Source organism: Pseudoalteromonas sp. DY56-GL22 (assembly GCF_041414715.1).
GTDB lineage: Bacteria > Pseudomonadota > Gammaproteobacteria > Enterobacterales > Alteromonadaceae > Pseudoalteromonas > Pseudoalteromonas simplex.
Map to the genome: position 1 here is coordinate 53,402 of NZ_JANHZR010000001.1, position 20,291 is coordinate 73,692.

16 protein-coding genes are annotated in these 20,291 nt (G+C 40.2%); 9 read left to right on the plus strand and 7 right to left on the minus strand.

All coding sequences use genetic code 11. The annotated features are described in order from the left end of the window. Positions 1-238 precede the first annotated feature (238 nt). Together NO991_RS00220 and katG are read left to right on the plus strand one after the other, a co-directional pair. Positions 239-1,612, plus strand: coding sequence for an ATP-binding protein (locus tag NO991_RS00220; protein ID WP_138600148.1), 1,374 nt, complete (start codon positions 239-241; stop codon positions 1,610-1,612). A gap of 573 nt (positions 1,613-2,185) precedes the next feature. Next, a complete protein-coding gene (katG, locus tag NO991_RS00225; RefSeq protein WP_166338267.1) occupies positions 2,186-4,363 on the plus strand; it encodes a catalase/peroxidase HPI in 2,178 nt (725 codons plus the stop codon). A 235-nt stretch (positions 4,364-4,598) separates the two neighbouring features. Here the strand turns inward: katG and NO991_RS00230 are convergent, their stop codons facing one another. After that, complete coding sequence (locus NO991_RS00230; RefSeq protein WP_371351499.1) at positions 4,599-6,524, minus strand: hypothetical protein; 1,926 nt, start codon at positions 6,522-6,524, stop codon at positions 4,599-4,601. Between the two features lie 136 nt (positions 6,525-6,660). Further along, positions 6,661-8,259 (minus strand): ABC-F family ATPase, encoded by a 1,599-nt coding sequence (locus NO991_RS00235; RefSeq protein WP_166338271.1) that lies wholly within the window; start codon positions 8,257-8,259, stop codon positions 6,661-6,663. A 523-nt stretch (positions 8,260-8,782) separates the two neighbouring features. Between NO991_RS00235 and NO991_RS00240 the strand changes: the two genes are divergently transcribed. Beyond that, positions 8,783-10,408: a methyl-accepting chemotaxis protein gene (locus NO991_RS00240; RefSeq protein WP_138618986.1), complete on the plus strand. Its 1,626-nt coding sequence runs from the start codon at positions 8,783-8,785 to the stop codon at positions 10,406-10,408. Positions 10,409-10,463: 55 nt separating this feature from the next. Here NO991_RS00240 and NO991_RS00245 read toward each other — a convergent pair whose 3' ends face one another. The 4 genes from NO991_RS00245 to NO991_RS00260 all read right to left on the minus strand — a co-directional run bounded on the left by NO991_RS00245 (position 10,464) and on the right by NO991_RS00260 (position 14,459). Further along, on the minus strand, positions 10,464-10,871 hold the full coding sequence (locus NO991_RS00245; RefSeq protein WP_054553412.1) for a hypothetical protein: 408 nt from the start codon (positions 10,869-10,871) through the stop codon (positions 10,464-10,466). A 12-nt stretch (positions 10,872-10,883) separates the two neighbouring features. Beyond that, the gene (locus NO991_RS00250) at positions 10,884-12,029 is read right to left on the minus strand and encodes a porin (RefSeq protein WP_054553413.1); all 1,146 of its coding nucleotides are present in this window, start codon (positions 12,027-12,029) and stop codon (positions 10,884-10,886) included. Between the two features lie 310 nt (positions 12,030-12,339). Beyond that, positions 12,340-13,341, minus strand: a complete 1,002-nt coding sequence (locus tag NO991_RS00255) for an alpha/beta fold hydrolase (RefSeq protein ID WP_371351500.1) — start codon at positions 13,339-13,341, stop codon at positions 12,340-12,342. Positions 13,342-13,688: 347 nt separating this feature from the next. Beyond that, positions 13,689-14,459, minus strand: coding sequence for an EAL domain-containing protein (locus NO991_RS00260; RefSeq protein ID WP_371351501.1), 771 nt, complete (start codon positions 14,457-14,459; stop codon positions 13,689-13,691). A gap of 677 nt (positions 14,460-15,136) precedes the next feature. Between NO991_RS00260 and NO991_RS00265 the strand changes: the two genes are divergently transcribed. From NO991_RS00265 to NO991_RS00280, 4 genes are all read left to right on the plus strand, one after another. Next, complete coding sequence (locus NO991_RS00265) at positions 15,137-16,156, plus strand: hypothetical protein (protein WP_371351502.1); 1,020 nt, start codon at positions 15,137-15,139, stop codon at positions 16,154-16,156. Between the two features lie 59 nt (positions 16,157-16,215). Then, the gene (locus NO991_RS00270) at positions 16,216-16,506 is read left to right on the plus strand and encodes a hypothetical protein (RefSeq protein ID WP_138618980.1); all 291 of its coding nucleotides are present in this window, start codon (positions 16,216-16,218) and stop codon (positions 16,504-16,506) included. 165 nt (positions 16,507-16,671) lie between these two features. Further along, complete coding sequence (locus tag NO991_RS00275; protein ID WP_054553418.1) at positions 16,672-17,019, plus strand: hypothetical protein; 348 nt, start codon at positions 16,672-16,674, stop codon at positions 17,017-17,019. Positions 17,020-17,038: 19 nt separating this feature from the next. Further along, positions 17,039-17,383 carry a hypothetical protein gene (locus NO991_RS00280; RefSeq protein ID WP_138618978.1) on the plus strand — a complete coding sequence of 115 codons (345 nt, stop codon included), beginning with the start codon at positions 17,039-17,041 and terminating at the stop codon, positions 17,381-17,383. A gap of 498 nt (positions 17,384-17,881) precedes the next feature. Here the strand turns inward: NO991_RS00280 and NO991_RS00285 are convergent, their stop codons facing one another. Continuing rightward, a complete protein-coding gene (locus NO991_RS00285; RefSeq protein ID WP_054553420.1) occupies positions 17,882-18,382 on the minus strand; it encodes a lactoylglutathione lyase family protein in 501 nt (166 codons plus the stop codon). 95 nt (positions 18,383-18,477) lie between these two features. Between NO991_RS00285 and NO991_RS00290 the strand changes: the two genes are divergently transcribed. Together NO991_RS00290 and NO991_RS00295 are read left to right on the plus strand one after the other, a co-directional pair. Beyond that, positions 18,478-19,344 (plus strand): LysR family transcriptional regulator, encoded by an 867-nt coding sequence (locus NO991_RS00290; protein ID WP_235374316.1) that lies wholly within the window; start codon positions 18,478-18,480, stop codon positions 19,342-19,344. 197 nt (positions 19,345-19,541) lie between these two features. Then, positions 19,542-20,135 carry a class I SAM-dependent methyltransferase gene (locus NO991_RS00295; protein WP_371351503.1) on the plus strand — a complete coding sequence of 198 codons (594 nt, stop codon included), beginning with the start codon at positions 19,542-19,544 and terminating at the stop codon, positions 20,133-20,135. Positions 20,136-20,291: the final 156 nt, after the last annotated feature.

The window sequence follows — 20,291 nt, forward strand, 5'->3', positions numbered from 1 at the left end:
TGTAACATGCGTGAGCACTAGGGACTAGGCAAAAAAAAACCAGCTCGGGGGAGAGCTGGCCAAACTGCTTAAACAACATAAAGTCGTAAGGGGTATCAACAGGAGTTAGGTACAATATACTCATTTTTATCTGAACAACTACTTAATACTTAAAGAGTTTCTAAAAAAAGTTAATCTATATGCGATATTGAGTTTGTTCGTCTAAACTTAAAGGATACTAAAACTAAAAGGTGAGAATATGCGCCAGCAACTAGTACAACTGCTTTATGGTGTATCAATTTCGTCTGATCTCGATAGTGGAAATGTTGAATTAGCTGAACGGCTAATCCTTAATGCTGTTCTCGATGGACTTGAAATCGGGCGTGCCGGCATTTGGTTGCTTAATAAAGAAAATACAGCAATAGAGTGCCGTTTATTACTCGACAGAGAAAATGGTAAAGAAATTCAAATGCTAGTGCTTCCCCGGGACGCATACCCTGACTATTTCAAAGCACTTGATACGCAACGCACAATAACAGCGGTTGATGCGCATACTGATCCTGCTACCTACGAATTTAGCGAAAGCTACCTAACACCACTTAATATTGGCGCTATGCTCGATGCACCAATTCGCTATAAAGGAAAAATGATCGGTATATTTTGTTGTGAGCACATTGGTAGTGAGCGACATTGGACAGAAGATGAATGCTCATTTATAGGCGCATTAGCAGATCTATACGGCAGAGCGCTATCAGCACAAGAAAATGAACGTATTAACGCAGAGCTTGAACGCGCTAATCAGCACCTAGAGGAGCGTGTTGTTGAACGCACTCGAACGCTCGAGAAAACCTTATCTGAACTTACCGAGATGCAAGAAAAACTAATTGAAGCAGAAAAAATGGCTTCATTGGGTAATCTGGTTGCTGGAATTGCACATGAAGTTAATACGCCAATAGGTATCGCGGTGACTGCAAACAGTTCGGCAAAAGACAAACTCTCTGAAGTTGATAAGCTTATACAGTCAAATACGTTAACTAAGGCTGCGCTGATAGAGAGTATTAATCATTTAAACGAATGTTTTAAAATATCATTCACTAATTTAGAGCGAGCAGCAAAATTAATCAGCGACTTTAAACAAACGGCAGTAGATCAATCTTCACTCGATTTATTAGAAACCAACATTAAAGACTACTTAGAAAACATTCTACACAGCTTAATGCCTTTAACCCGTAGCCATAACGTCAGTGTAAATGTGAATTGTGTCGATGACTTTGAGTTGATCACAGTCCCAGGAGCTTTGAGTCAAATCATAATGAATTTGGTTAATAATAGTTGCGTTCATGGTTTTGTTGGACGCCAAGACAACCAAATAAACATATCGGTTAATATTGACGAAGCACAAGGTGTTTATTTGCTTTGCTACAAAGATAATGGCCATGGCATGGATACAGAAACTTTGCATAAAGTGTTTGAGCCCTTTTTTACTACGAAGCGCGGCTCAGGTGGAAGTGGACTAGGAATGTCAATCGTTTATAACCTTGCAACGCAAGCATTACAAGGTGAAGTGAGTGCTGCGAGTTCACCTTCTAATGGCATGACAGTTAATTTTAAACTGCCTATAAAACTCGCATAACTAATTAATATTTATACAAGTTGAGGGCTAAATAATCTGGTGACTGGGTAATAAAATTAAAAATTAATCAGTTTGCTTAGCGAGACATGATATATCGGTGCACTTGTTGTTTTTGCAAAACTGCTTTATGCGTTTTTTCGAGTATAAATAATTAATGCTTAAAGGTGTAACCAATAGCGTCAGCCAAAACAATAATGAGCTTCTAAACGTTAACCCCACAAGCGAAGCAACTACCAGCCCTGTTAACATTAAAATAGGTAAATTGGCGATAAAAAAGTTAATGCTTAATTGTCTAGCAACATCAGGATTAATTGTTTTCATAAGGGCTACTCGCAGTAAAAAGACCTTTATAAAATGGACTGTTTTGTAAAATGAATCAAATCGTATTTTTCTATCGAATCAATCGATTTAAAACCATGTTCAAGATCTAGCTTTATTTATGTAGTGCTCCTATAGTTTTATACAACAGGAACTTTTGAGTTATTAGTTATTCAAAACCAATAGAAATCTTTATTTATGATGATGCTAAGTAAACTAGCTTTCGTCGTATTTTAAGCTTATGAGGAGCAAGCAATGAGTAATGGAAAAACGGGCCAGTGCCCAGTAATGCATGGTAGTAACACTGTCACCGCTCAATCAAATACTGACTGGTGGCCAAACGCACTCAATTTCGACATTCTTCACCAACACGACAGCAAAACGAACCCTTACGGCAAAGATTTTAATTACGCTAAAGCATTCAAATCTCTTGATCTTGAAGCCGTTAAAACCGACTTAAAAAACTTAATGACCGAAAGCCAAGAATGGTGGCCAGCTGATTGGGGCCATTACGGTGGTTTAATGATCCGTATGGCGTGGCACTCAGCGGGTTCATACCGTTTAGAGGATGGACGCGGTGGCGGCGGTACAGGTAACCAACGCTTTGCACCATTAAATTCATGGCCAGACAACGCAAACTTAGACAAAGCACGTCGTTTACTTTGGCCAATTAAAAAGAAATACGGTAACAAGCTTTCTTGGGCCGATTTAATGATCCTAGCCGGTAATATGGCTTATGAGTCAATGGGTTTAAAAACCTTTGGTTTCGCGGGGGGCCGTGAAGATATCTGGCATCCTGAAAAAGACGTTTACTGGGGCGCTGAAAAAGAATGGCTAGCACCAAGTGACGAGCGTTACTCGAATGTTGAAAAACCAGATACCATGGAAAACCCATTAGCAGCGGTACAAATGGGCTTAATTTACGTAAACCCAGAAGGGGTGAATGGTAACCCTGATCCACTTAAAACAGCAGAACAAGTTCGCGAAACTTTTGCCCGTATGGCAATGGATGACGAAGAAACTGCCGCACTTACAGTTGGTGGTCATACCGTGGGTAAAACCCATGGTAATGGTAGCGAAGAAAACGTTGGCCCTGAGCCAGAAGCCGCGGATGTGTTTGAACAAGGTCTTGGTTGGAACAACCACAACTCACGCGGTATTGGCCGCGATACCATGACCTCGGGCATCGAAGGCGCGTGGACTACTCATCCAACTAAGTGGGATAACGGTTATTGCTACTTATTGCTTAACTACGAATGGGAACTTAAGAAGAGCCCTGCAGGTGCGTGGCAGTGGGAACCAATCGATATTAAGGAAGAAGACAAACCAGTTGATGTTGAAGATCCATCAATTCGTTTAAACCCCATCATGACCGACGCCGATATGGCGATGAAGATGGACCCAACCTATCGTAAAATTATCGAGCGATTTAACGATGATTTTGAATACTTTAGTGATGTGTTTGCACGCGCATGGTTCAAACTGACGCACCGTGACCTAGGCCCTAAATCACGTTATTTGGGTGCCGATGTACCAAGCGAAGATCTGATCTGGCAAGATCCGATCCCTGCGGTTGATTACACATTATCTGACAGCGAAATTAGCGAACTTAAAACCAAGCTACTTAACTGTGGTGTAAGCCAAGCAGATTTAATCGCAACAGCATGGGATAGCGCCCGTACTTACCGTGGCTCAGACCATCGCGGTGGTGCAAACGGTGCTCGTATTCGTTTAGCACCGCAAAAAGATTGGCAAGGTAACGAGCCAGAGCGTTTAGCTAAAGTATTAAGCGCACTGGAATCAGTGCAAGCGGGTTTAAGCAAACCAGTAAGCCTCGCCGATTTAATTGTACTTGGTGGGTCAGCAGCGGTTGAACAAGCAGCAAAAGCAGCGGGCGTTGACATCACCGTGCCATTTGCGCCGGGTCGTGGTGATGCCACAGACGAGATGACAGATGCAGACTCGTTCGACGTACTTGAGCCAATTCATGATGGTTTCCGTAACTGGTTGAAGAAAGATTACGCGGTATCAGCAGAAGAGCTAATGTTAGAGCGTACGCAATTAATGGGCTTAACAGCACCAGAAATGACCGCTCTTGTTGGTGGTATGCGTGTACTTGGCACTAACCACGGCGGCTCTAAGCATGGCGTGTTTACAGATAATGTAGGCACACTTAGCACCGACTTTTTCGTAAACCTAACCGATATGGCTTACACATGGAAGCCAACAAGTAAGGGTCTTTATGATATTGTTGAGCGCAGCACAGGTGCAACTAAATGGACAGCAACACGTGTTGATTTAGTGTTTGGTTCAAACTCAATCCTTCGCTCTTATGCAGAGTTTTACGCACAAGACGACAACAATGAACGTTTTGTAAAAGACTTTGTCGACGCATGGGTGAAAGTAATGAACGCCGACCGCTTCGACATTTAATTTAAAATTCCGTTAAGTACAAAGGCCACACAGTTTAACTGTGTGGCCTTTTTTATTTAGAGAAGTTAGCGAGTTACAAAGGGAAAGTGACGAGATGTAGGTGGCGTTTTAACGCCGAACAAGTAGCAGCGATTTCACATCGCGTCCTAGCGCTTAGAACTCGCTGATGACGCGGGATAAACCCGCTTCTACAAAGTAGGCGTGAAACTTGTTTCGCGCACCGCTGTAAGCTCCTTTATTTCTCAATCCCAAACCAATAGCTATTTTGAAAAATACTCTCTTTTAATTCTCTTTCGCTGTAAGCATACGTACTTTGCCAAAACAGGCGGTCAAAAAGATATTTATTACCGTCTTTAGCAAGAATTTTGAAATTAAATAATGATGAATAGGCAACTTCTTGATTTGCTAATACTTCATCTTTACAGCTAGCGTAATCAACTGCATTTGGGCACTGCGACATCATTGCAAAGCTAATGCTGTTATCAGCTTCTAATTGCCAATAGCTACTTGGTGTAAAGTCAGCTCTATTTTCAAGGCCATATTGGTCAGCATAATAGAAGCTGCCTTTACCATCATCATTTATATACCAGTATATTTTCTGGCTACTGCTGGTATAATTTTGACGTAAGTAGCTAAATAGATGCTTATAGTCATCGAGTGTGATGCTTGAATCATCAACTACTTCTATGAACTCATACCCTAAGCGAGCTTGGCGCTGCTCTTTATTACGCTCGCGTGCCATGATCATTTTGCCATCAGGCTGAGTGAAAAATTGTAAGCTCGTTTCTAGGCCATTACCCGTTACTTTAACGGCTTCGCCGTTATTGTCTAAGTTGTAATGCCATTTAAATGAGTCAGTACTTTTAGGTGTATTGAATGTGACCGTTGCTGTGTCGGCTGCAGTGATTGTAAAAAATGTGGGTACATAACGGAATGTTAAACCTTCGCCCGTATCTGAATTTTTATTATTTAAACGACCAGTATATGATTTACCTACTGTCAGCTCAGGAACTGTAACAGGGGTAAGTTTTCGAAGTGCGCTAATCGATGTTTTTTCTAGCAGAGCTTCAGCCAGTTCGGTTGATTCATTAATAATATTCTGTGCACTTTCATCTTTATAAGTTAAAACATGACGTAGTTTTAGCACTAAAAAGTCATCAAACTGAGCAATAACTTCTGCATCAATTAGATTAAGATCAAATGCGACATCTACTTCATGACCAAGGTTACTCAATTGCTTTGTGTTTTGAGTCGTAACTAATGTATCACTGTTAATTTTTAATGCTTTACCCTCTAACGTTGCCGAAAAGTCAGCATAAGTATACGACGTAGTGCTTCCTGAAGCCGTTGGAATATAGCTTGCTAGCGATACTTCAAAGTAACTTTCCTCGCCCGTTGTACTTAAATAATTTACAGAGTGGAACGAGCTTTGATCCACATCAGCGTAGTACTCAGAGCTAAATTCTGCATTTGATTTATAAAGGGTGACAACTTCGCCTTTATCGGTTGAAACATTAAATAGCTCAACACGAATAGCATCATCGCGCTTAGCTAACACTTCCATTTCAAGTAAGGCTTGTTGATTACACTCATGCAAGCAATCAATCGCTTGGGTATTTAACGCAATGACATCAGGGTTCGACCATTCAAAACGACTTAACTCACCATTTTGAGCGATTACACCTGCATCTTCGCTAGCAAATACCAACCGTACACTGCCATCGCTTGATTGCCAGTTACCTATCACTTCGTTATTGCTAAGCTCAATAGGTTGCCATGCTGCACGGTTTTCAGCGACATTTACGGTTAAAGTGTATTGATTACTTGCTTTACCGTCAGACACTTCTACAGTAAAAGAATGGTTAGCTACTTCAAATAGGCTCGGCTCAGCATTAAAAGTCACTTGATTGCTGCTGGTCGTGACACTTAGCCACTCTGGCTTATCAATAATCGTGGTTGTCACACTGTCGTTTTGCTCATCTTTAATATCAACAACTAAGCTGGCTGATTCAAGTGCTTTGGTAGAGAGTGTGAGTGATCCAGATAGAGTAGGGGCGGTATTTTTTTTCGTTTCTGCATCTGGCTTTTTGTCTGTTGATGACCCGCCACCACAGGCTGTTAGAGCCAGAGTCAATGCCGATACGCTAAGTAGCTTATTCATTTACATCCTTTAAAATGTTGTTTTCTGTGTAAAAGAAATGCAAATTACCCAAATAAGGTAAGTCAGTCAAAGGTATTATGTAACTGAACGTAAACAAAAAGGGTGAGCAAACTTGCTCACCTATTTGAAGAGGGGGTTATTGCGCTTGTTGCGCGACATGATCCATATATTCGTCAAACGTGCCCTGAAAATCGATAAGCTGTTGATCTTTAATATCGATGATGCGAGTCGCTAATGACGATACAAACTCACGGTCGTGGCTCACAAAAATCAGCGTGCCTTGGTAATCTTTTAATGCGTTATTGAGTGCTTCAATGGCTTCCATATCCATATGGTTAGTTGGTTCATCCATAATGAGCACGTTGATGTCTTGCATCATGAGCTTACCAAACAATAGGCGGTTCTTTTCACCACCCGAGCAGTTACGGGCTTTTTTGTTAGCGTCGTCTGCGGTAAATAATAAACGGCCTAACATAGCACGTACCATTAAATCGTTGTGCTTAGCGGTGCGCCACTGCGACATCCAATCAAATAAAGTTAAGTCGTTATCAAAGTCTTTACTGCTGTCTTGCGGGCAATAACCAATGCTGGCATTTTCTGACCACTTAACTACACCTTCGTTACTTTGTAATTCATTCACTAGGCAACGTAATAGGGTGGTTTTACCAACACCGTTTTCACCAATAACCGCAAGCTTAGCGCCGGCTTCTAGTAATAAGTCACCACCGCTGAACAGGGTTTCGCCATCAAAGCCATGACCTAGCTTAGTAAGCTCTAATGCTTGGCGATACATCTTTTTGCCTTCGTCAAAACGAAGTGATGGGCTAATACGGCTTGATGCTTTTACTTCATCAAGCTTAATTTTATCCATGCGCTTAGCACGAGAGCTGGCTAATTTTGCTTTTGATGCATTGGCACCAAAGCGATTTACGAACTCTTGTAGCTCGTCTATTTCAGCGCTCTTCTTTGCGTTTTCAGCAAGTAGTTGTTCGCGTTGCAAGCTTGAAGCTTCAATCCACTTTTCGTAGTTACCAGGGTAAATTCGTAGCTCACCGTAATCTATATCGGCCATATGTGTACATACCGAGTTTAAGAAGTGACGGTCGTGCGAGATAATAATCATCGTACACTTACGCTGGTTAAGCTCGTTAGCTAGCCAAGTAATGGTATGAATATCAAGGTTATTGGTTGGCTCATCAAGTAGCAAAATATCTGGGTTTGCAAACAGCGCTTGTGCTAACAGCACACGTAGTTTCCAACCTGGCGCGACGTTTGCCATTAAGCCGTAATGAAACTCTTGCTCAATACCCGCTTGGATCAAAATTTCTTCTGCACGACTTTCTGCTGTGTAGCCATCCATTTCGGCAAAAATGCTTTCAAGTTCAGCGACTTTCATACCGTCTTCTTCACTCATTTCTGGTAGTGAATAGATACGGTCGCGCTCTTGTTTTACTTTCCAAAGTTCTGCATCACCCATGATCACCGCATCAACCACAGTGTATTGCTCAAATGCAAACTGGTCTTGGCTTAGCGTACCTAGCTTTAAACCCGGTGCAATCGACACATTGCCAGACGTTGGCACAAGCGCACCACTTAGAATTTTCATAAAGGTCGATTTGCCGCAGCCATTCGCGCCAATTAAACCATAGCGGTTACCGTTACCAAATTTAGCTGAAATGTTCTCAAACAGAGGCTCTGCACCAAACTGCATGGTGATATTTGCGGTTGAAATCAACGAATTATTCCTAGAAAAATACTGACAGGGTTATGGGCGCAGCAACTGCGAAAATAAACAAGCAATAGGGTAAATAATAGGCCGCGGATTATACAGATCAGCCCCTAATAACGCTATTAAAAAGAAATGAAAGTTGTGATTTTACATCGCGTCCTAAAACCTAATGTTTCCCCGTAGGACTGGCTTAAGCCGGGAAATGACTAAGTTAGCGAGTTTCAAGTTACGAGGGGAAAGGTGCGAGTAACGAGATGTGAGGTAGCAGCGATTTCACATCGCGTCCTAGCGCCTAGAACTCAGATCCTAGCGCCCATGTTTCATCCGTAGGCGTGAAACTTGTTTCGCGCGTCTGAGAGCTGAAGGCTGATAGTTCTTATTTATGTTTGGTTCGGCACTGAAGTACCTCCTACAAGACTTCCACAAACTGAACGAATTACGAAAAAAACCTGAAAATATATAAATATAGTTAATACTTTAGGGAAATCGGGCGATAATACTAAGTAATATGACAGCAAAGGTGGATTCAATGTCTGCAGGTATTTCTTTCAATAACTTGAGCATCACAAAAAAAATACACGCCATAACATGTATTGCCATTACGGCATTCGTGATCATAGTAGTAACCAATTTTATAGCCATGAATGACAACAAGATCTCGCTCGACGAGCTGGAAAAGTCATCATATCAGGTCGTTAAACTCACTTCAGCAAACGTTGCGCTACTCGAAAAACTAGATGAGTTATACACTCAAGCGGTAACATTTGGTGAGTCAGATTTAGTTGATAGTGCAGCGCAAACGTATAAAACGATTAATGAAAATCTACAAAATATAATCAGTATCAACGACAGCTACGTGCATGCCGATACCAAAAAACAATTAGAGCTTTATGCACAAACCTCGTCAAGTATAGCAACTTCAATGATCGACGGCACCGCTGACTTTAGTAAAATTCAGCAACAAGCACAGCAAAAAACGCAGCAGTATGAGGCCGTTCTAGCTGGCTTTAAACGAGCACAAACCCGCGCAGATGATCGCTTTTTTGAACTTGTACAAGCAACCAAAGCGCGTTCAGACAACGCACTACACTTAATGCTTGTAGTGTCTGTAGTATCACTTATTTTATTGGTGGTTACCTCAATTTGGATTGCCCGTGGGATTGGCTCATCAGCTAGCGCTGCGGCAGATAACTTACGCCTATTAGCAGACGGCAAAGGCTCTCTAAGCACACAACTTGAAGTACACGCTAAAGATGAAATCGGTCAAGTTTCGATTAACTTCAACGCGTTTATACAGCTGTTAAAAGCTGCTGTACTTGAGGTTATAGCGGTTTGTGAGCCATTAATGGAGAACTCAACACGACTTGTACAAGGCATGGAGCGTGCCGAGCGTGCCACAACTAAACAAACATCAGATGCTGAAATAGTTAAGCAATCAATGGAAGAAATGCGCCAGAGTGTCGCTGATATTTCTCATTCAGCAGCAAATGCATCACAAGCTGCGCAAACAGCCGAGCGAGAAGTTGAGCAAAGTCGAACGCAAATACAGCGTTCTGTGACAGAGTCAAAAACACTAAGTGAAGAGATAAATCAAGCAGCATCAACTATTAATCAACTGGCCACTGACACCAAGAATGTGACGCAAATTTTAAACGTTATTACCTCGATTGCAGAACAAACTAACTTACTCGCGTTAAATGCTGCGATTGAAGCTGCACGTGCAGGTGAACAAGGCCGAGGCTTTGCGGTTGTAGCTGACGAAGTGCGTGAGCTTGCTTCAAGAACATCGCAGTCTACGAATGAAATCAGAGAGCTGCTTTCTACATTAACCACAGCAGCAAGCCATGCAGTAAATGCAATGAACTCAGCCCGAGATATGGCTACAAATAATGCAGAGGCCGCTGAAAATACAGGGCAATCGATTGATAAAATCTCTGAACAGATATTAGAAATTAACGGTATGAATTCGCAAATTGCCGCAGCTACCGAAGAGCAAACATCTGTTGCTAGTATGGTAGTTGATAACGTGACGAATATGCATATGTCGTTTGAAGAAACAATGGATTCATTATCGGCAGTACGTGATGTAGCGAAAAACCTTCATTACCTCTCTGATTCGTTACTAGACGCCACAGCTAAATTTAAAGTCGAGTAATTTTAGCGCATAAAAAACCAGGCATCGCCTGGTTTTTTATTAACCGTAGTAGAACTTAAAAAGTACCAACCACTTTAACTTTATCAGTTACTTTTGCTGCATCGATATAACCAATACCATCAGCATTACCTGCAACAAAGTCAATCACAGCTTGATCATTAGCTAGTTTCTCAGGTGGAGTACCTTTACCAGTAAACACCAGTTTTGACCAATAAGCATTTAGCTGGCTGCTCGATTTACCAACCACCTTATCGTTAAACTCATCGCTTACGCTGGTGCCATCTTGGTTTACTGGGTTTACTTTTGTGCCATCATCAAACGACTTTGCCTTACCAAGGTAAATCTTTTTGATCATACCTTCGTCAATAGCACTGCTATTTGCTGGGTTCACAATAACTGCAACATCAGCAAGTACAGCGTGCGAGCATAGCGTTAGTGCTGTCGCGATTAACAATTTTTTCATTATGAACTCCAATTAAAAAACTAAATCAACAGCAACAGCTACAACGTCGGTTTCTGTATCTGAAATGTCATCTTTAAAACGGCTGAAATCTACTTTTAAAGCAGCAGATGGGTGGAAGTCATAACGCGTACCAATGGTATACACGTTGCTTTTTGCTTTCACGCCCTCAAGCACTTGATTAATACCCGCATTTAAAGCTGGTACTGCAGGTAGCGCGTTGTAGCGGTTGCTATCGTGTTTGTCGTCATTATTTTCGTAAGTTAAGTGCACAATCCACTCATCCATACGGTAACCAATAGACGTGTAGTATTGAGTTTGTTTAGCAAGAGCACTGTTTTCTACTTCAAACTCAGTGTATTCAGCATCAAATAAAATATCGTTGTAATCAATTGAAAAGCCCACAGCGAAGAAAGAGCCATCATCTTCGTTTACAGCAATATCATCGGCTTGATCAACAAAACCGGCTGCTCTAAGAGTCTGCTCAAGGCCATTAAGTGCAACACCTGCATCGGTGTCGTTTTCAATATCAATTGTTGTATCTGCAACAAAGTATGCAGCACGAGCGCTAAACCAGTCATAGCTCATTGTCCAATTGATACCAGCAATATCATTAAGCTCTGTATCGCCATTAACCGATACCACAGCAATGTTGCCATCGAAGCTACCGTAAATAACTTGAACGGTTGAATCCCAATCACCTAATTGTGTGTTGTGTAACAGGCTAAGACCTTCATACGTTGAAAACGGAAGGTTATAAACAGATTGCGGTGGACGAACCCAGCGGTAAGTGTAACCAACGTCTAAGAAGTCTGAATAACGGTAAAAAGGTACACGCATTTTACCAGCACTTACTTGAAGCTCATCGCTGAACTCATAAGTTAGATAAGCCCATTCGAACTCAGCATCAAAATCATCACTACCACGCGCCACAATTTGTGCCGTAGCGCTTAGCTTTTCTTGTAAGTCTGCAGAAAGCTGCAATGCAAACATACTTTCGTTTTTAAATGAAATATCGTCATCGTAGCCGTAAAGCGTTGCGTCGTCGTCAAGGGCTTTACCGCCAACAATAGAAGCAAAGCCGTTTATGCGAACCTCTGCCATTGTGTTTGCAGACACAAAAGCAGCACATAGAGCCAATGCAATAGGAAGTTTTTTCATTGTGTATCCCTAGTATTTAGTATGAAAATGTTGATTTCGCTTAATATTATAGTAGTGCGTAGCGAAATGGGCGACACAAGTTACATATAAATTGTAATTACATCAATGAATAAGTCGTTATTTTTCACAAAAACGGTACTAAAAGTGGATAAAGTTGCTAGATAAAAGCGATAAGGGGAAAGGGAAGTTAAAAGATGCGAGTCTGTAGCAGCGATTTCACATCGCGTCCTAGAGCCTAGAACCCTGACTAATGACGCGGGATAAACCCGCTGCTACACGTAGGCGCGAAACTTGTTTCGCGCGAGCAACATTAAAATGATAAAGCTTTGTCTAATGCGCCTTTGAAGCGGTCAAAATCCTCGATGTGAGGTAAGTGGCCAATATCATCTAATTCAATTAATTGCGATTTTGAGATCATACTTGCCGCGGCTTTGCCTAACTTATCGTAACGGCCAAGCTCATAGTCAATATTTGCTTTTTTCCAATTACGGCCAGGGCCAGTCCTATCGCGTGTGCCTATAATTAATGACACTGGCATGCTTAACTGAGCAAACTCAGTTATTACAGGTTGCGTAAAAATCATATCGTAGGTTTTAGCATTAACCCATGCGACCTGCTTGTGATCAGGGCCTTGAATTTGACCACCGATAAAGTGGGTTAATTGCTCGTAAGTGTCATTCCATTTACCGTCATAATAGTTTTTCTTCTGGTAAGCAATAATCTTATCAGGTGTTTTAGCCAATTCATTTTTATAGAAAAAATCGGTGTCTTTGTATTGCACATAATTTAAATAGTTCTCTAAACCAATTGGGTTTAGCAAAATAAGTTTACTAACTTGGCTAGAAAACATCAGGCTGTAACGACTTGCCAGCATGCCGCCCATTGAGTGACCAAGTACAATAGGGTTTTCAATATTTAAAGATGACACTAGCTGATGAGTGTTATTGGCTAATACAGCAAACGAAAATTGATAATCAGCAGGCTTTGACGATTTACCAAAACCAATTTGATCCGGTATCAATACGCCATAGCCTTTGCTATTAAGGTAGTTGGCAGTATTGGTCCAATAATGGCCATTAAAGTTTTTACCATGCATCAGTATAACGGTTGGCATGTTATTGCTTGGTTTAAGGTAAGAATAAGCCATTTTTAATGGCGTATTTTGTGATGAAAAATTAAAAAATTGAACGGGTAAGTCGTATTGATAATTGCTTAATTCAGCATCAAAACTAAGAGGCTGTTCTTTTGCGATTAAGTTAGCAGAAGAGCATAAAATAAGTGCTGAGACTAACAGTATGCGTAAAAACATCATTATCCTTTCTCAATATGCTTAAAGAATATTCAGCCTAGCATCCTAAATAAAAATTTATAATATAAATACGACTAAATACTAAAAGAAGTTAGCAAGTTTCAAGCATGGAATTCGTAGGACTGGCTTTAGCCGGGAATGGTTTAGGTTAGCAAGAATTCAACGATAAAGAGTAAAGTTATGAGAAACCAGCGACTTTACATCGCGTCCAAGCGCCTAGAACCTAGCACCTAAAACCTAGATGATGACGCGGGATAAATCCGCTGCTACACGTAGGCGTGAAACTTGTTTCGCGCGTTTGAAGGCTGACAGCTCTTGCCTTGTCTAAATTCGATTCTCGTTATAACCACTTAATCCAACTTACTAAAGTCAACGTCTGGCAAGCTCTCAAACCCAGGGTGGGCGAAAAAATAGCCTTGCATTAAGCTAACACCAGCTTGGCGCAACCACTGGTATTCTTCAACTGTTTCTACGCCTTCTGCAAGAGCAACAATATTGAGCTCTTCAAACATGGCTATACAATGGTTAACAATAATTTGTCTTGCTTTGTGAAGGTGTATATCTCTAATTAAATTCATATCGAGTTTAATTATATTGCTCTGAAAATCAGCCAACAAATTTAACCCAGAATGACCTGACCCAAAGTCATCGGTCGCAGTAATAAACCCCAAAGATTGGTAATAATCAACTACACGTTTGATATGTGTAGTATCTTCAACTTTTTCAACCTCGGTAAACTCGAACATAATCTGTTCTACCGGAAAATCATATTGCTTAGCAGCTTCAAGTGTCGTTTTTATACAACGCTCAGGTTTATAAATTGCATTAGGTAAAATATTAATGCTCACGATTGAATCAATTTTCAACTGGGCAGCAAGTGAAATAGCTTTAATACGGCAAAGTTGATCGAATGTGTAGCGATTCTCGTCGGTTACTTGCGAAATGACCGAATAAGCCGACTCATTATTAAGGCCTCTAACTAATGCTTCGTAGCCAAAAATATGTTTATCGGTGCAATCAACGATTGGCTGAAAAGCCATTGTAAAATCAAAACCAAGTGCTAAATGGTCTTCGCAATGTTTACAACCTTTTGGCTGACATTGAGTTTGCTCTTTGCGCATTTAGCACCTCTGAATGAAGTCTTAATAACTCAATAGTGCTAGTAAATTATCAATTGTGCAATGTTGTTGAGTCAAAAGTATAAAACTATAGAGAAAATATGTTGCTGCCGTTTTACATAGCGTCAAACAGGCATTTATTTACTGTAGGTTCTTTCTTCACAGAGAGAAGTGAACGAGAAAATAATGAGGTATAAAAACTTACTTCTCTGAAGCGCAGCGTCTCTTATCCTCTTTGTAAGTATCTGTTTTTCTCTGTGAAGCGCGAAGCGCCTCTATGTGCTCTGTGGTTCAAATATTCTTATGCACAATGAGAAGTTAATGAGAAAACAATGAGGGTTTATCGTATTTACTTTACGTATGTTTTCATAGACATATTAGATCTTCTCTAACCATAGAGGACATAGAGAACACAGAGGAAGACAAGGAGGTATTAAAGTGTACTTCTTTAAAGTGAAGTGTCTTGTGAGTATTTGTCTCTCTGTGCAGCGCAAAGCGCCTCGGTGCCCTCAGTGGTTCAAAACGTAACGCACAAAGATAAGTGAACGAGAGAATCATTAACTATTAGCAAAAATCATTTGCCACATAACATGTACCCATTTTATTTATTCTTCATTGACTCATTACAGTGATGAAGATAACCTCTAAATAAGGATGATTAGTTAGTATGGATACTACTTATGGCTTTAGAAATTAGAATTTGTATTGATTCAGTAACCGCTGAATTTGTGAAATGTAAAGAAGATAAAGAAGACAGCTTTACCAAAGACAATAACCATATAAAAAATCAAGTTATTACTTCAGGCACGCCATATATATGGCGAAGAGAATACACTGACTCTTACACTCCGCCTACAAATGAACAGCAAAGTATAGTTCGTCAATTCGATTTATTGCCTGCGCAATCCCGCAGAAACATTGCATATATGCTTCGCGATTTTGGCAGTGAAACGCTTATGGCAATCTCTGATTTTCAAAACCAAGTTATGCCATTTTTGTCTGAAAATACACATGGAATAGTTGGGTCTGGAGCAACATCAATTCAGGCTCGTAGCTCAAAGTTCGCCACCTATGCCAACAAATATGAAGCCGCTTTAAGAGATATTCGTATGGCTCATAAATCAGGAATGCCCAAGTATCATATGGTTGCATTAGAACAAAAAGCATTCAGTATATTCAAAGAGCTGAACGGTCAGTTTCGTGCAGAATTGCAACGTTTTATGAGTGTAAACCGTGCAAGCCGTCGTGGCACGGTTTGGTCTAATCCGAATCGGGGAATCAATATAGCTAAATCAGCAAGGCATTCTGCCAAGCTCGATATAAATAGCACCGCTGAATTCAATAAAATTAAGCGGATTGAAAATACCGGACGCTGGCTTGGCAATGGCATGATTTTACTTGATGGTGCATTTAGAGCGAACAAAGTTTACAACGACTATAAAAACAATAAGGACTGGCAGCGAAGTTTATCTACAGAGTTAGCTAGTTTTGGGGCTTCAACATTTGCAGGTATCATAACAGCATCATCAGTCACCACGGCCCTATCTTCATTTCTAATGTTAACCCCATATGGATGGGTGGTTGCTTTAGGGGTTGGGTTAGGTGCTGGTTTTTTAATGAGCCTAGCGGTTAATACAAAAAGCAAAAAGCTAACAGAAAACATATATGATAGGCAGCCTTTGATGAAAGATTTGTTTTAATGTTGATACTCAACTCAATTCTATACTGCACCATTTTCTTCTTTTTCCTAATGATGATAATGACTGTTATATTCCCGAGAATATCAGTAAGGCATATTAATAATAGGATGCTAGAAAATGGGGCTTCCCCACCTAGTTGGGATAAAGGGCTTGGAGCAAGCGCTCCATTTTATGCACTTGCTATTTTTTTAAAAAGAGCTCGTAAGCCTACACCACTATTTGATGGTAGGTTTGTCGCCAAACATGCAAGGCCAATTGATAAGTTTCTCGCTTTTTTACATCTTCTTTCTACATTTGGCTTTATTCTTAGTATTTCAATTATGGTCTTATTAGAATATGTTTTGTTATAACTAACACCACAAGTTAGCAGCAAGCACACTTCTCATGCTAACGCCTGATGTTTGGGTTGTAGCTATAGGAACTGGCTTATATACAGAATTTAAATCATCGTTTTTTGTGAACGAAAAAGTGAAGTCGCTAACTGAAAAAATTTATGACAGAGAGCCGTTATTATAATGCCTAGTATAGATAAGTTTGCTCTGGCAAGTATGTTCATCTTTATGGCTTTAGCGTTTATTTTTGTGGTCTTATTTGCACGCATTTCTATCAAACACATAAATAAAAAAATGCTAAAAGATAATATTACCCCTCCGCTTTGGGACAAAGGTGTTGGCGCTAGCGCCCCTTTTTACGCTATGGCAATATTTTTTAAACGCTCGCGATTACCCACACCTCTTTTTGATGGCCGTTTTATAGCAAAACATGCAAGGCCGGTAGATAAAGTTTTAGCATTCTTGCACCTTTTCACAGTGGCAGGGCTCACAATCAGTGTGTTTACAGCCATGTATTTAGATACAGTCTAAATAAAAGAGAACTTGCGAAATGGGTTTTAAAATCTTTATTTTCTACTCCCTACTCGTATTTACAGTAGTTACTTTTGCTTCAGGCGTGCTGTTTTATAGAGTATCAGTTAAGTATATAGATAAGCATATGGAAAAAGATGGAGTATCTCCGCCTGGTTGGGATAAAGGCATCGGCGCAAGCGTTTCGTTTTATATATTTGCTATGTTTTTTGAACGTTCTCGTATACCGACGCCTATGTTTGACGGCCGTTTTGTCGCAAAGTACACAAGAACATTAGATAAAATTATTGGTGCAATCCATTTGGTTTCTATTATCGGAGCTGTACTCAGCCTATGTATAATAACTTTTTTAAAGCATAGCTAGATCTACGCGTTTATTTACTAAAATATAAGTAACCGGGTGAAGTATATTAAAAAATTTTTATACTCAACTCAATTCTATACTGCACCATTTTCTTCTTTTTCCTAATGATGATAATGACTATATTCTCGAGAATATCAGTAAGGAATATTAATAATAAAATGCCAGAAAATGGGGCTACCCACCTAGTTGGGATAAAGGGCTTGGAACAAGCACTCCTTTTTATGCACTTGCTATTTTTTTAAAATAGCTCGTCAGCCTACACTACTGTTTGATGGTAGGTTTGTCTCCAAATATGTAAGGGCAATTGATAAATATCTCGTTTTTTGCATCATCTCTCTACATTTGGCTTTATCGCAATGTTAAGTGGAATAAAAAGACTCAAGTACATCGAAGTTTAACTTTTCATCATTTTGGTAAATCCAAATGATAAGTAACGATCTACTTTCGTAAATCGTTACTTACTATAATGGCTAGCTAATTACTAATTTATGGGCTTAATTAATAAGCGCCCTCACTGTAAGTTAATTCGTAGCTGTGGCTATAAATTTCTAAAATATTGCCAAACGGGTCTTCCATATAAATCATGCGGTATGGTTTTTCACCTGGGTAATAATAACGTGGTTTTTCCATACGTTTCTTACCACCTGCAGCAACAATGCGTTCTGCAAGCTCTTCAACATTAGGATCTTGAACACAAAAGTGGAAAATACCTGTTTTCCAATACTCAAAGTTATCTTCTGGATTTTGTTGGTTTTTAAACTCAAAAATCTCAACCCCAATTCGATCACCCGTTGATAAGTGAGCAATTCGGAACTTATCCCAGTTAGCACCAAAAACATCAGTACACATCTGGCCAATAGGGCTATCATCTTCGGTAATTTCCGTTGGCTCCATAATAAGATACCAGCCTAATACTTCGGTATAAAACTTAACGGCCGCATCAAGATCCGGAACAGAAATACCAATATGCGAAAAAGTACGTGGGTATGTATTACTCATAATTAACTCTCCTAAATAAGAATGAGTTTATAGTTTACGAGTGCCTAGGTATTAAGTTAAATTATCATTTAACATTCAAATAAGTATATTTTGTTATGATAAATCCGGTTTGGTTAAAAACATTTTGTGAACTAGTCGAAGTCAATCACTTTACAAAAACAGCTGAGCGACTGTTTATGACCCAATCAGGCGTAAGCCAGCATATTAAAAAGCTAGAACAGCAAGTTGGAGCTTTATTGCTAGAGCGACACGGCAAACAATTTACACTTACTCCACAGGGCCAAAGCTTATACAACAGAGGTAGCCAGTTACTAAAAGAATGGCAATTTTTGGAGCAACAAATAAAAAATGATTCACCTTTTGAAGGCCGCGTAAAAATACAATCGCCGGGAAGTTGTGGGCTTAAGTTTTATAACGAATTGTTAAGCTTGCAATCAAAGCACCCAAAACTTTTTATAGAATATGCGTTTGCGCCTAATTCGGGGGTCGAAAAGGCCATAGCGAGTCATCAAATAGACATTGGTTTTATGAGCCAAGCACCTACAATGCTTGAGGTTACAGGGCACAAAATCGCTAATGAACCCTTGTTATTGATAACGCCAGCCCAGTTCAAAACTATAGATTGGCAGCAACTTTGCCAATTAGGTTTTATTAATCACCCAGATGGAAAACATCATGCACAACAGTTATTAAGTGCGAACTTTGCAGAGTTTGAATCAATAGCTCAGTTTGAGTGCAGTGGTTTTTCGAATCAAATCAACTTAATTCTAGAGCCAGTAAGTTTAGGGCTTGGCTTCACTGTACTCCCTGCTCATGCTGTTAGTGCGTTTCATAATCAAGAAAAAATACACGTGCACACACTAACGCACCCCGTTTGTGAAGATATATATGCATGCCATCATCGCAATAGACCATTAGCCAAGCGAATGAAAACAGTTATAAATGAAATAAAAAGCCTTTAATCAAGCGATACTAAAATTGATCATCTTTTTTCTTCTTGCACCTCGTAACTATGATCTCCTATTTCTCTCCAACTAACTTCTAATGCCTACTATAAAACCCTTGTTTTTAGCACCTAAAATCACATTTCATTCTTTGCGTTACCTAGCTTTAATGGTATTTTAGCGCCAAGCAATCTTGCCCCCATAAAGGAAGTAAAATGGCATCCAAAACCGTCGAATACTACAACCAAAATGCGCAAGCATTTGTCGATGCCACACTCGATGTAGACCTCAATGAACTTTACGACGAATTCTTACCGCTGATCCCAAAAAAAGGCGCTTTACTCGATGCCGGTTGTGGCTCTGGCCGCGACGCTTTCATCTTTAAAGAGCGTGGTTATAGCGTAGATGCATTCGATATCAGCCCAGCTATGGCAAAGCTGGCGTCAGAATACTTAAACCAAGACGTAGCTGTAAGCAGCTTCCTAGAGCTAAACGAGGTTGCTAAATACGACGGCATTTGGTGCTGCGCAAGCCTTATTCACGTAGCAAAAAATGACTTAACCGACGCATTCAATAACCTTGCCCGTGCATTAAAGCCACAAGGCATCGTGTATGTATCGTTTAAATACGGTGAAGGCGAACGTGAACACAACGGTCGCGAATTTACCGACCTAAACGAACAAGCCCTTGAAAGCATTATTAAAGGCACAGACCTATTTATCCTCAAGTCATGGCAAAGCGCCGACCAACGCCCAGAGCGCGCCACAGAAACATGGCTAAACGCTATTCTGCATAGAAGAACGATTTAATAATTTATATGCGGTATAGCAGGCTATACCGCAACCCTCCTAATATTGTATGGGTTTTAGAGTATAGCTCTACCTAAAATCCTATATTTGCAATAGCTTTTCATGCTAGATTGTTCCTAAACTAAATCACCAATATTCAAGCTACAACAATGCGTT

Excerpts from the sequence above, each read along its gene's own strand:
- NO991_RS00220 (WP_138600148.1), top strand. The coding sequence starts at position 239 with ATGCGCCAGCAACTAGTACAACTGCTTTATGGTGTATCAATTTCGTCT.
- katG (WP_166338267.1), top strand. The coding sequence starts at position 2,186 with ATGAGTAATGGAAAAACGGGCCAGTGCCCAGTAATGCATGGTAGTAAC.
- NO991_RS00230 (WP_371351499.1), bottom strand. The coding sequence starts at position 6,524 with ATGAATAAGCTACTTAGCGTATCGGCATTGACTCTGGCTCTAACAGCC.
- NO991_RS00240 (WP_138618986.1), top strand. The coding sequence starts at position 8,783 with ATGTCTGCAGGTATTTCTTTCAATAACTTGAGCATCACAAAAAAAATA.
- NO991_RS00245 (WP_054553412.1), bottom strand. The coding sequence starts at position 10,871 with ATGAAAAAATTGTTAATCGCGACAGCACTAACGCTATGCTCGCACGCT.
- NO991_RS00250 (WP_054553413.1), bottom strand. The coding sequence starts at position 12,029 with ATGAAAAAACTTCCTATTGCATTGGCTCTATGTGCTGCTTTTGTGTCT.
- NO991_RS00255 (WP_371351500.1), bottom strand. The coding sequence starts at position 13,341 with ATGATGTTTTTACGCATACTGTTAGTCTCAGCACTTATTTTATGCTCT.
- NO991_RS00260 (WP_371351501.1), bottom strand. The coding sequence starts at position 14,459 with ATGCGCAAAGAGCAAACTCAATGTCAGCCAAAAGGTTGTAAACATTGC.
- NO991_RS00265 (WP_371351502.1), top strand. The coding sequence starts at position 15,137 with ATGGCTTTAGAAATTAGAATTTGTATTGATTCAGTAACCGCTGAATTT.
- NO991_RS00270 (WP_138618980.1), top strand. The coding sequence starts at position 16,216 with ATGACTGTTATATTCCCGAGAATATCAGTAAGGCATATTAATAATAGG.
- NO991_RS00275 (WP_054553418.1), top strand. The coding sequence starts at position 16,672 with ATGCCTAGTATAGATAAGTTTGCTCTGGCAAGTATGTTCATCTTTATG.
- NO991_RS00280 (WP_138618978.1), top strand. The coding sequence starts at position 17,039 with ATGGGTTTTAAAATCTTTATTTTCTACTCCCTACTCGTATTTACAGTA.
- NO991_RS00285 (WP_054553420.1), bottom strand. The coding sequence starts at position 18,382 with ATGAGTAATACATACCCACGTACTTTTTCGCATATTGGTATTTCTGTT.
- NO991_RS00290 (WP_235374316.1), top strand. The coding sequence starts at position 18,478 with ATGATAAATCCGGTTTGGTTAAAAACATTTTGTGAACTAGTCGAAGTC.
- NO991_RS00295 (WP_371351503.1), top strand. The coding sequence starts at position 19,542 with ATGGCATCCAAAACCGTCGAATACTACAACCAAAATGCGCAAGCATTT.